Origin of the sequence: Streptomyces sp. NPDC092296 (assembly GCF_044755465.1) — a bacterium.
Lineage (GTDB): Bacteria > Actinomycetota > Actinomycetes > Streptomycetales > Streptomycetaceae > Peterkaempfera.
The window spans coordinates 89,774-102,091 of sequence record NZ_JBIVRB010000003.1; the positions used below are offsets into that span (position 1 = coordinate 89,774).

The 12,318-nt window shown below is 73.9% G+C and carries 6 protein-coding genes and 1 pseudogene; 6 read left to right on the forward strand and 1 reads right to left on the reverse strand.

The genetic code is table 11. From position 1 onward, the window contains the following. Positions 1-2 precede the first annotated feature (2 nt). The 6 genes and pseudogenes from ACIQGZ_RS10850 to ACIQGZ_RS10875 all read left to right on the forward strand — a co-directional run bounded on the left by ACIQGZ_RS10850 (position 3) and on the right by ACIQGZ_RS10875 (position 11,180). Positions 3-2,552, forward strand: a complete 2,550-nt coding sequence (locus ACIQGZ_RS10850) for a hypothetical protein (protein ID WP_402600849.1) — start codon at positions 3-5, stop codon at positions 2,550-2,552. Next, complete coding sequence (locus ACIQGZ_RS10855; protein WP_402600850.1) at positions 2,552-6,157, forward strand: hypothetical protein; 3,606 nt, start codon at positions 2,552-2,554, stop codon at positions 6,155-6,157. The genes ACIQGZ_RS10850 and ACIQGZ_RS10855 overlap by 1 nt, the downstream gene beginning before the upstream one ends. Then, positions 6,144-7,466, forward strand: a complete 1,323-nt coding sequence (locus tag ACIQGZ_RS10860; RefSeq protein WP_402600851.1) for a hypothetical protein — start codon at positions 6,144-6,146, stop codon at positions 7,464-7,466. The genes ACIQGZ_RS10855 and ACIQGZ_RS10860 overlap by 14 nt, the downstream gene beginning before the upstream one ends. A gap of 1 nt (position 7,467) precedes the next feature. Next, entirely contained in the window at positions 7,468-8,403 is a 936-nt protein-coding gene (locus ACIQGZ_RS10865; protein WP_402600853.1) for a hypothetical protein, read from the forward strand. Positions 8,404-8,810: 407 nt separating this feature from the next. After that, on the forward strand, positions 8,811-9,713 hold the full coding sequence (locus ACIQGZ_RS10870; protein ID WP_402600854.1) for a hypothetical protein: 903 nt from the start codon (positions 8,811-8,813) through the stop codon (positions 9,711-9,713). Between the two features lie 450 nt (positions 9,714-10,163). Continuing rightward, positions 10,164-11,180 (forward strand): annotated as a pseudogene (locus ACIQGZ_RS10875) (IS256 family transposase). A gap of 139 nt (positions 11,181-11,319) precedes the next feature. Here ACIQGZ_RS10875 and ACIQGZ_RS10880 read toward each other — a convergent pair. Beyond that, complete coding sequence (locus tag ACIQGZ_RS10880) at positions 11,320-12,252, reverse strand: FkbM family methyltransferase (protein ID WP_402600855.1); 933 nt, start codon at positions 12,250-12,252, stop codon at positions 11,320-11,322. Positions 12,253-12,318: the final 66 nt, after the last annotated feature.

Consider the following 12,318-nt stretch of genomic DNA (forward strand, 5'->3'; position numbering starts at 1 on the left):
CGATGGCCATTGATCCGCTGCTCGCCCTGCGGTTCGAAGAAGAGTTCCGGCAGGCGCTGAAGGCGGCGCCGCCCTTTCCGGCCGCAGCCGCCAAGGCGTACCGCGACAGCCGCCGGGAGCTGGTCGAGCTGCGCCGGGTGGCCGGCACCCCGGTGACCTTCGGGGTGGTCGGTGAGTTCAACGCCGGGAAGACCTCGGTGATCGGTGCGCTGCTCGGTGACCCGGAGCTGCTGCCGGTCCACAACCGCCCGGCCACCGCGCAGGTCAGCGCACTGTCGCTGAGCGTCGGCGAGCCGGGGCAGCCGACCCGGCTCGGTGACCGGGCGGTGGTGGAGTTCTTCGACCACCAGGAGGTGGCCGACTGCCTGGACTACCTGATCCGCCGACTGGCCGAGGAGATCGCCCACGCCGAACCGGGCCGCGACCTGGCCCGGCTGGAGGCGATCCGGACCACGCTGACCGGCGGCGCGGCGGACAGCGGTCCGGCCTGGCTGGACCCGGCGGTCTGGCAGGACTACGACGACTGGGCCCGGAGCACGCTGTGGACGGCCGAGAACCGGCTGCTGCGCCTGCTGGCGATGGAGATCCGCGAGTTCAGCGACGCCCTGTTCCAGCTGGCCCCGGCGCTGTTCGGTGACACCGCCGCGCTGAGCACCGACGACGCGCTGGACGTCACCTGCCACGGTCGCGCCACGCTGCCCGGCGAGCGCTACCCGGTCCACCGGTCCTACGACGAGCCGTTCTCCCGGCACGATCTGGAGGCGCACGTCCGGCCGGACGGGATGGCGGCGGTCGCCCCGCTGATCCGCCGGGTGGACTACGCCGTCACGGTGCCGCCCGGCATCTGGGGACCGGCCGACGCGGGAGTGCTGCTGCTGGACTTCCCCGGCCTCGGCGCGGAGCGGAGCCGTGACGCCTTCCTCTGCGGCTCCCAGCTGCGGAACGTGGAGACCATCCTGGTCGTCGGCCGGGGGGACCAGCTGGGCTCCCAGGAGATGAGCCGCTTCTACGGGCTGATGCGGGCGCAGAACCACAGCGAGGAGAAGCTGGCCAACGCGATCCTGGTCGCCATCAACAAGTGGGACACGGTGCCCGTACCGGACCTTCCGGCCGACCAGGCCGCCCACGGCGCCGCCGTACAGGACCTCTCCGACAGCCTGTCAGCCGCCGCGACCGCCGCCGGGATGCTGCTGGGCGAGCAGCTGAACGGGCTTCAGCTGCTGTCGGTCCGCACGGCCGCCGCCGTACCGGAGCCGGAGCAGCACACCGGGGCCGACGCCGAGCTGATCCGCAAGCGCCGGCGCTGGGCCGCGCTCGCCGCCCGGATCAAGGCGACCGACCCCGAGCACCACTGGGCGCGGGACCTCACCGGATACGGCGTGGACGGCGGGCTGGCCCAGCTGCGCCGGCTGCTCGCGGAGCACATCGACACCCACGGCGCCCGGCAGAAGCGGGACACCGTCGCGGCCCAGTCGGAGCGTGCCCGGCACGCCGGAGACCTGCTGCTGGCCCTGGCCATGACGCATGCCATCGGTGAGCACAGCGAGGAGGCCAGGCAGCTCGCCCAGCGCTTCGAGGCGCTGCGCGGCGCGATCGACCGGTTGCAGGCCGACCTGCACCGCCGGCAGAACCCGGTCCGCGTCCGCGACGGCGAGGGCGGGGCCGTCCTGGAGCGCCTGGCGTCCGAGGCGACCGAACAGGTGTACCGCTGGCCGGAGTGGAGCACGCTGCTGAACTCGGTCGAGAACGGGCAGATCGCCAAGCGGACCCCGATCAGCGCCGAGGAACTGGAGATCCTCAAGATCCTCTCCCCGGAGGAGCAGCGGGACTACCTCGCCGCCCTCCGCGGCCGACAAGGCGGTGCCGACACCACGGCGGACTTCTACACCCAGTACACCAAGACGTACGAGACCCTGCGGACCAGGGCCGCCGACGAACTCACCACCTGGTGGACGAAGTGGGCAGGCGGCTACGAGGACCTCTTCACCGAACTGCACGACTGGCTGCACGACCCGGGTACCAAGGCCCGGCTGACCGGCCTGTTCGGGTATATCGAGGGAACGCCCCCGGCCGCCCGGCTGATCCACGTCCAGATCCCCACCAGGCGCGACAAGTTGCTCGAAGCCGCCGTCGGCAAGGCCAGGCGGAAGGCGGGCGCCGGCCCGAGCGCTGAGAAGGCCGCGGACGCGCCCGGCTTCCCCCGCCGCACCGGCCAGGCGCTCCCGTGGCACAGCGACTATCCGGACGACGCCTCCGGCGCGGTGCGCGCCATGGAGAACAGCCAGTACACGCTGGCCCGCCTGCGGTACGACATCGTGGACGCGCTCCGCGACGAGGTCGAGGCGCTGTTCACCCGGATGCTGACCGGAGCCGCGACCGAACTGGCCCGGACGGTGGAGCAGTCCGCACCGCTCGTCCCGGACAGCATCCAGATCTCCACCATGATCGCCCAGGCCGCCCGCGCGGCCGGCGACCAGGCGGCGGCCGACGCCGCCGAGGACGGACTCGCGACCCTGCGCGGTGTGCTGCGCCGCTGGAAGGAGGCATCCTGATGGACCATCTCGACCTGCGGATCGGCTTCGAGCCCGGCCTGCCCGGACTGAACGGCGGGCACCAGACCTTCGGCTGCGTGGCGCAGGACGGCGCGTACCCGCTGCCCACCGTGGTGCTGCTCACCAGGGAGGGGCAGCCCAGGGCCTTCCCCAAGACACTGGCCGTGACCGGCACCACCGACGGGCCGCCGGCCCTGCGGGAGTGGCTCCAGACCTCATGGGCGCCGCCCGGCCCGTTCCCGCCGGGACAGCCGGTGCACGGCCGGACGACCGCCGTGCCCGAGCAGTGGATACCCGCCGATGTGGTGCACGGGTCCGGGCAGCTGACTCCGGTACAGGTCAGGGTGCACTGGCTGCTCGAATTCACCGACGAGTACGGCCACACCGCACAGGACTACACGACCGTCACCCTGACGTTCGGCTCCACGGAGCCGGAGCACTCCAAGCCCGCGCTGAAGGGCCTGCCCCGGCACATCGGCGACGACCTGATCTTCCGCGACTTCGCCGCCGTGGACTTCGGCAGCACCAGCACCACCGTCACCCTCTTCAACGCCGACGAGGTGAAGGTGCTGCCGATCGACCCGGAGCAGGAGGGGGAACTCGCGAGGGCCCTGGCCGACATCCTGGACGCCGCCGCTCCGGGCCCGTCCGGGGCGGGCGGCACCCAGGCCGGCCGGCCCGCCGAGGCGGCCCGGATCGCCACCGCCGTGCTCGCCGCCGAGAGCGCCAAGGCCGCCGACGGTGCCCCTTCCGGGCTGCCCGCCCCCTCCGGCCCCTCCGCCCCCTCCGGCCAGGAGGCCGTCAGTCGGCTGTGCGCGCTGCTGCGCAGGCAGAACCCGGACTCCGGGCTGGTCGCGGCCACCGCCGAGGAGTTGGAGCGGTCCGCCCGGGACAAGGGGCGCCCCTGGGCGGTGCACGGGCTGGAGGCCGCCTACCGGCGGGCGTTCCGGGTCCCGCCGCTCACCCGGCTCGGCCTGAGCCAGATCCTGTTCCCGGGCGTGGCGAACAGCAACGAGGTCAGCAGCGCCCTGACGGTGCGTGACGGCGCGCTCTACCCGGCCGAGCGGCCGGAGGGCGCGATACGCAACCTGAAGCGGATGCTGCGCAACCCCCGGGTGGTCCCGGTGCCGCACCTGGGCGAGGGCGTGGCGTACCCCTCGGACGACCTGATCGCGCTGGCCTTCGTCCGCTACCTGGAGGCGGTCGAGCCGAAGATCCTCGACCCGCAGACCGACGAGCCGCGCCGACTGGCGCAGCTCGTCGTCACCTCACCGACGACCACCCCGCCGGACGCCCGTGCCCGGCTGACCCGGCTGCTGGTCGAGCAGGTCGATCTGCGGCAGGTGGTGACCACGTACGACGAGGGCGTGGCCGCCGGGCTCTTCCACCTGATGCGGGACTTCTCCGGGGACGTCGGCGCCGGGGTGGAGACGCTGCGGGCCCGCGCGCACCCGGTGAAGGACGCACCCCGGCCGACCTGGACGTATACCCTGCTGATCATCGACGTGGGCGGCGGCACCACCGACATCGCCCTGATCGGACTCACCCTCACCGACCTCACCGACCTCACCGACGAACCCCCCGCCGAGCAGCAAGGCGAGCAGCCGCAGCCGGGCGCCCCCGGCCCGACCGCCGCACCCCCCGCCCAACAGCACGCCGAGCCGCCGCAGCCGGGCGCCCCCGGCGCCCCCGGCCCGACCGACGAGCCCCCCGCCGAGCAGTTCAGCGTCGACGGCCGCACCTATGAGCTGCGGCCCGAGGTGCTGGGCTCCACCGGCCACCCCGACCTGGGCGGCGACTACCTCACCCTGCGCGTCTACTACCTGCTGAAGGCCACCCTGGCGGACGCGCTGCTGCGCCTCGCGCACGCCCGGCGGCAGTCCGGGCAGCCGGCCACCGAGGACCCGGAGGCGGGCAACGACCCGGGCGACGTGCTGCTCGGCATACTCCCCGACGAGTTCGCCACGGCGGACGGCCCCGGCAGCCTGGCCGCCGAAGTGCTGGACCGGCTGGCGGCCCGCGACCTGCCCCGGCAGGTGGTCGACCCGCAGATCCGGGAAGTCCTCTCCACCGTGCTCCCCACCAGCTGGGACAAGGACGCCTCCCGGAGCGGCCTCTTCTACGAGCTGTGGGCCCAGGCGGAGGAGGCCAAGTTCCAACTCGGCGTCGAGGGCGCCAAGCCCTGGACGGCCTCCGCCGCCACGGTCAGGTCCTGGCTCGGCAAGCTGCCGGTGGACACCACGGACGTCAAGGGGCTCCAGAAGTACCTGACGGGGCTCGTCCCCGCCGACACCTCGGGTGACTTCCTGCGGCTGAGCCCGGCGGACTTCCGCCGGATCGCGGAGCCGGTCTTCAAGGAGGCCGCAGCCGTGGCGCTGGACATCGTGCAGAGCCGGGTCCACCGCGACCGGCAGGACGGGCGGGAGTTCGTCCTGGACCGGGTGCTGCTCTCCGGCCGAAGCACGATGATGCCGGTCGCGGAGGAGGCGGTGACGCAGGAACTGGCCGCCGAGCGCCTGCCGGACGGCAGCCCGCTCTTCGCCAACGTCCGCTCGGTCAAGGCCGAGCAGGTCTACGCCAAACGGGCCACCTCGCTCGGCGCCGCCTGGGCGCTGTCGCACAGCCGGACGGTACTGCGGCAGGGCGGGGCGGACGACATCGGCGGCTCCAGCGCCACCACCCGGGTGGACATCCACACCGACGACATCTCGCCCACCCTGCCCTGCGACTTCGAGGTGCTGGGGCCGGGCAACCGGCCGGCCAAGGTGCTGGGCGTCGGTGAACCGTACGCGTCGCTCCAGGACGGCGTGATGGTGGTACGCACCGGCTGGGGGCCGCCGGACCGGATGCTCAGCCTGCTGCGCCCGCTCAACAAGCAGGTCCGGGTCAACTGGGGGCACTACGGCGTGGAGCTGGCGGCCCAGGCGCAGGGCGTGCAGCTCAACCCGGAGCTGTGGTGGGGGCGGCTCGCCGACGGTGTGCGCCCACGGGTGCGGATGCAGATCGAGGTGGACCAGCAGCTCGCCCCGCGCGTCCACTACCGGCTGGGCGACCGCGCGCACCGGGTGGTGACCGGCCCGTCGCTCGACCTGGTGGACGCGGGCCTCGCCGAGCCGGGCGCCGACGGCCTGCTCGTCGACCCGGAGCTGGGCCTCTCCGTCCGGGGCGTCACCAGGCAGGGCAGGGAGACCGCCCCGGTCACCGTGCTGGACGCCGCGACCTGGCGGACCGGCGAGCGGTTCCCGGAGTTCTTCCGCGAGACCCAGGACCTGGACGCGCCGGACGCCCCGCTGCCCGGAATCATCCTGCCGTTCACCCCGCCCCGCCCCGCCGACGAGTACATCGTCGACGTGACCCGCCCCGACGGCTCCGTGGTGGAGCTGGGCAGGCTGGCCGTGCCCTCGCACCCCCGGAGGGGGGATCAGCACGTGCTGACCCTGGACGCGCACGGGCGGATCAGGGTGCACCGGGCCCTGCTGCCGTACCTCCAGGCGCGGGACCTCGCGACCGTCCAGGAGCAGCCGGGCACGGTGTACTCCGCCCCACTGGAACCGGGCCTCGAAAGCCCCTTCGCGGATTGGAACCCCTTCCATGGCCGGCACTGAGCCCACCGGGCAGGGACCGGAGCAGCGGGTCGCGGCGGCGGGCGGGCGGTTCGCCCAGGCCCTGGCCGCGCTGCTGGCCGCCGAGGCCCCGGACACCCGGCGGCGGATCGAGGACTGGCTGAGCGACCTGGTCAACTCGGCCCAGTCCACCAGCGTCGCGGGCGGCCGGAGCGGCGACGAGGCCGGCTGGCGGGTGATGCTCCAGGAGACGCAGTCGCTGTACTGGGCGGCCACCGACGCTGCCGTACGGGACCGGGAGACCCGTGGCCGGACGGCAGCCGCCGCCCAGGCACGGCGGGCCGCCGAGGAAAAGAAACAGCAGGCGGCCGAAGCGGCCGAGGCAGCGGCCAGGGCCGGGGAGGCGGCCGAGGCGAAGGCCAGCGCACACGAGGCCGCCGAGGCCGACCGGGTGGCCCGGGAGGCGGAGCGGCGCCGGGCGCTGGCGGAGCAGCAGCGGCGGGCCGACCTGGCCAAGTGGACCGAGAGGCAGTGGAACGGCTCGGGGGCCTGGGCCGAGCAGCGGGAGCTGCCCCTGCACAGCCCCCTGGCGGTGGATGTCCTCGCCGCCAGGCGGAGCAGCGACGACCTGCTGCTCCGGGGGCTGCGGGTGGACGCGCTCCGGCTGGTCCCCGTCGAGCGGAAGCAGCTGCTGAGCGGGTTGGGCGGCCCGGAGGCCACCGCACCGGGCGACGGGGGCGGCGAGCCCGCACTGCCCGCGCTCGGCGGGCTGCCCGCGCTGGGCGCCCCGGCGCCGGTCCCGGCGGCGGGGATGTCGGCCGTGGAACTGCTGGATGTGCTCCGCCAGCAGGCGGCGGCGCTGGTGGAGGTGGTCACGGAGGCGGCCGAGGTGGAGGCGGGGCTGCGCTGGCTGAGCCACCTCCCCACGGAGTCCGGCCGCGCGGTGGACCGGGAGGCCGTCGGCAGGTGGCGCAGCGAGGCCGAGCAGGCGCTCGGCGAGGCCGAACGAGCCCTTGGAACCGACGAGTTCGTACCACTGGTGATCAAGGCGGACGGGTTGCTGGCCGAGATGGTCCCCGACCCGGTCCCGGACGGCGGCAGCTGGTGGCGGACCCACCGCGACCAGCGGAAGCGGACGGTGGTCGACCTGCTGGCCGGGCAACAGTGCGAGGTGGTCGCCAAGTCCGCGGTGAACCACACCGACCGGATCGCGCTGCGCAAGCAGGGGTCCATCGCCAGTGAGCGGCGCAGCGGCCCCCTGGTGCTCTGGTGGATCAGGCTGGGCTGGCAGGACGGCGCGCGGAACTTCCCGGGCCGCTGCGTCCTGTGCCGGACCGAGGACGGCAGCTGACATGGGCGGTGCACCGGCCGCCGCCGAGCCGGGGGAGAGCGCGGCCGTCGCCGCCCTGCTGCACCGTACGGAGGTGGGGGCGCGGTCCGGATTCCGGCCCGCGCTCGCCGCCGACCTGCGGGTCCTGGCCGCAGGCGGCCCGGTCACGCACCGGATCGTGCTTCCGCACCACCCGGCCGTCCCGGTGCTGCCGGCCATGCTCACCGGTCTCTTCGCGGGCGGTGGCGAAGCGGTCCGGCACGTACTGCTGGCGGAGGCGCCGGAGCAGCCGAGCGCGCTGCCGGACGCCCATGCGGTGATCGTCACCGTCGGCTACGGGCCGCTGTTCGAGGCATGGCTGAAGCCCGGCCCGCCGCCCGCCGGGCTGGTCCGGCCGGGCCGGGCGCTGGCGCTGGCCGCCTCGCTGCTGCCGCCGGAGCGGATCGCGGTGCTCGTCGCCGGGGCGGACCGGCGCGGGTTCGCGGGCCGCCGCAACCTGGACCGCTGGGCCGCCGTCGCGGTCCGCCGGGTCTTCGGGCCGTTCCCCGGCGGGGAGCCGCTGGTGGTGGCGGTGCAGCCGGAGGCGGCGGCGCGGGCCTGGCGGGAGGCGGGCGAAGCCCCCGGCGACGGGCCGCTGTGGCGGTCCTCCGGCGCGGCCGACCTCGCGGAACGCCTGGTCGGCCCGTGGACGGCGAGCGCCCCGGCCGACGTGGCCCGGATCTCGGCCCAGCGCTACACGGCGGCGGTGCGGTCCGCCCGGCAGGCCGTCGCCGACCTGCGCCCGCGCTACGGCTGGCCGGACGACGCGGAGGAGCGGGCGGCGCCCCGCACCGGCGGGCCGCACAGCCGCGGGTACGCCAAGGAACTGCGGGACCTGCTGATCTCGGCCACCTGCGGGCCGCTGCTCGACCTGGTCGACACCCCATCCGACAGCCACCACAAGCGGGAGACTCTGTGAACGAGACGCTGGCCGCGCTGCTCGGGGTCTCCTGCCTCGGCAATGCGGCCCTCGGCTACCTGCTGTACCGGTCCGACCGCGCCATCGCCGCACTGCGCGGGCAGCTGCGGGAGGCACGGCCACGCCCGGCGGTGACCGGCGGGCCGGCGCCGACGGCGGTCCCGCTCTCGGCCGCTGCGGAGCCGGAGGCCGTACGGGAGCCGGAGCGGACGCCTGCGGCGGGGCCCGTACTCGTACCGGAGCCGGAGCCCGTACCTGAGCCCGAGCCCGTGCCCGAACCCGTACCTGAGCCCGCGCCCGTACCTGAGCCCGTGCCCGTACCTGAGCCCGTACTCGTACCTGAGCCCGCGCCTGTCCCTGAGCCCGCGCCTGTCCCTGAGCCTGAGCCCATCCCCGAGCCCGAGCCTGTGGTCGTACCCCAGCCCGTCCCCGCGCCCGCCCCCGTGCGCCCGCCCGCCGCCGAGGCGGTCGCGCTCGGGCTGCCGGTGGACCGGGACACCGCCGCCGACACCGTGCTCGACGGCGCCGACCTCGGGTCGCTGTGCGTCCGTGCCGTCTCCCAGCGCGGCCCCCGCAACCGGGCGGACCACCGGCACCGCCGGGACGCCTACCTGCTGCACACCTTCAAGGAGTTCCCCCAGCCGGTACTGCTCTCGGCGGTCGCGGCCGGGAACCCGGTGGGCTCCCGCTCCCAGGAGGGCGCCCTGCTGGCCTGCCGTTCACTGGCCACCCACCTGGGCGCACTGGCCGCCCCGCTGGCGGCGGCCGTCGGCGACGGCTCGGCCGCCGCCCCGGACCCCGAGCTGACCGGCAGCCTGGTCCGCACCGCCCTGCGCGGCGCCGCCGGGAACCTGGACCGGCTGGCCACCCGCTACCAGGTCGGGTCAGGGGACGTCGCGGTACAGCTCACCGCGCTGCTCTCCCCGCTCGGTGACCTCCGGCACCGCCGCCACCTGCTGATCTCGGTCGGCTCCGGCGGGCTGCGCATCCGGCGGGACGGAGCCGGCGGGGCCTGGGAGGACGACGGCGGCCCCACCGCCCCCGCCTGGTCCGCCGCCACCGCCCTGCCCGGCGCACTGACCGGGGACGCGCCCGCAGTGCGCTGGCGCATCCTGGAGACCGGCCCCCGCGACGTCCTCGCCCTCGGCACCGGCGCCACGCTGCGCCTCTTCACCGGCTCCGGAAGCGCCCTGGCCACGGCCTGGCACCCCGAAGTCCCCGGCCTGCACCGCTATCTGCACGACATCGCCGCCGCCCCCGGCGCCGCCGACCGCACCCTGGTCACCCTCTGGGACACGACACCAGGCTGACACACCCGGCCCACTGGCTAACCCAGGTCGTCCGGAAGCCCTGGAGCGCTCTGCCTGTCGGGCTCCGGCGCACTACCCGGGGTCCGGGAGTCCGAGCAGGCCAACACGTTCGCGAGAGAGCGAGCCCCCATGACCATGACGTCAACCAGCTGAGCCCCCGGCCGGCGATCCACTGCCCCCCGTCGCACGGCCGGCGCACTTGCACGGCCCGACGGTGCCGTTCGTCACGCGGTGGAGCGGGAGGGTGATCGGGTACCCGGACGAGCGCTCGTACGACCGGGACAACCCGTCGCATCCTGTGGTCGCGGCCCAACGGGACTGTAAAGCTAATGGCGGATCTGCTGATCAAGGGAGAGATGTCACGTGACCGCGCAGAGTGTGGAGTTGGAGACGTACGAGTGCGGTAAGCGAGCGGAGACGCCAGCGATCGCCGACGATCAGCTCATAGCGATGCTGGTGGACCGTGCCCGCAGCGGGGGACTCCAGCTGCCCGGTGAGGGCGGGCTGCTCCAGCGGCTGACCGAACGGGTTCTCGAGTCCGCCCTCGAAGGCGAGATCACCGATCACCTCGCCTGCGGGAAGCACGACACGGCGGGCAAGGACAGTGGCAGCAGCCGCGACGGGACGCGGGCAAGACCGTGGTGGCCGACGTCGGACCGGTCGAGGTCGACGTTCCCCGCGATACGGCTGGCACCTTCGAGCCGCGGATCGTGAAGAGGCGGCAGCGGCGCCTGACCGGCGTCGACGAGATGGTCCTGCCGCTGTCGGCGGAGGGCCTCACCCACGGCGTGATCGTCGCCCGCCTGGCCGAGGTCTACGGCGCCGGGGTCTCCGAGCAGACGATCTCCGCCATCACGGACAAGGTCATGGACGGGATGGCCGAGTGACAGAGCCGTCCCCTGGGCCGTGTCCACCCGGTCCTGTTCGTTGACGCCATCAACGTCGAGATCAGGGATGACCGGGCTGCGGACCGGCCGGTCCGCGTCGTGATGGCCGTGACCGTGGAGGGCCACCGCCACATCCTCGGGATCTGGGCGGGCGAGGGCGGGGAGAGCGCCAAGTACTGGCTGCACGTGTTCGCCGAGCTGAAGAACCGCGGCCTGGACGATGTGGTGATGCCGGTCTACGACGGGCTCAAGGGGCTGCCCGGGGCAGTGGAGACGGTCTGGCCTCGAACAATCGTTCAGACCTGTGTGGTTCACCTGCTGCGGAACGGCTTCCGGTACGCGGCCCGCCAGGACTGGGACAAGACCGCGAAGGTGCTCGAGCCCGTCTGCACCGCTCCGACCGAAGGCGCCGCCGCGGAGCGGTTCCTGGAGTTCCCGCCCCCTGAAGTGCATGTGCATGGCGCTCATGAGCCTGGACCCCACCGGCAAGGGCCGCAAGCGCCGGACCATGCGCTGGAAGGCGCCCCTGAACGCCTTGCAGATCGCCTTCGACGGCCGGCTCACCCCTGCCACCCACTGAAAACCACAACAACCAGGATCAGCCGTTAGTTGACACTCCCGAGCAGCGAGTAGGCGAGTGGCCCGGCCGTATTGAGGCCGGGAATCCGGAGGGGCGACGGCATGACTATCGGCCCTTCCGCTCGTTTCGTTCTCGGGCCCTACGAGAAGGTGAGGCCTATCGCCGGGTCTAGTCGCTCGGTGTCCCGTCGTGAGAAGACCAGGTCGCTCATCTCGTTCGGCACCTCCGTACAGCGGAGGGGTGGCTGGGGCCGACGCATGGCTTGAGGGTAGGTGGCGGGGTCGTAGTCGTTGGTGAGCCGGTAGGCGTGGAAGCCCTGCTCGCGAAGTGCCTCCAGCAGGGTCTCGGCGGTCTCGCCCTGCTTGGCCATGAGGCGAGGTGTCACCTCGATGACCAGCTCAGCGTCCGCTCGCAGCTTCGACAGCGCGGGCAGCAGGCCGCGTACGGCGGCGGCTTCGGCTCCTTCGACGTCGATCTTGATCACGCGGGCGGAGGCGAGTTCGACGCCGCTGACGAGTTCCGCGAGCGGCGCCATGGGCACCCGGAACGACGAGTGCGCATGCCGGGGGCGGACGCTGGTGGTGTGCCCGAGGTTGGCCGGGTCTTCGAGGTAGAGGGTGAGTTCGCCGGTCGCGTCGGAGACAGCCGACTGGACCACCCGCACGTTCGTCCTGCGGTTGGCGTGCAGGGCGGCGAGGAGGTCTCGGTGGTAGTCCGGGGCAGGCTCGACGGCGACCACGCGCCCGTGGGGTCCGACGACGTGGGAGGCGAGCAGGGTGAGGGCTCCCCGGTGGGCTCCGACGTCGACGAAGGTGTCGCCGGGGCGGAGCCGGTCCCTGAGGAACGCGCTGAGGTGGGGTTCCCACTCGCCGAAGAGGTACTGGTACCGCTGGATGACGTCGCCGGTCGACACCGCGACTCGGTCGCCGGTGCGCAGGCGTACGACGGCGCTGACCGGATGGGTGTGCAGCCGGTGGTCGAGAAGGCGGCCGACCAGGAACGCCTTGCCCACGGTGCCGGGGGCGTAGCGGACGTAGGCGCGCATAGCGCGGGCGAGGGCTTCGGCAGGCAAGGGGCGAGCTCCTTCGAGGTCGTGACGGCCGAAATGGCGGTTCTCCGGGCCGTCGGATGGCAGGCT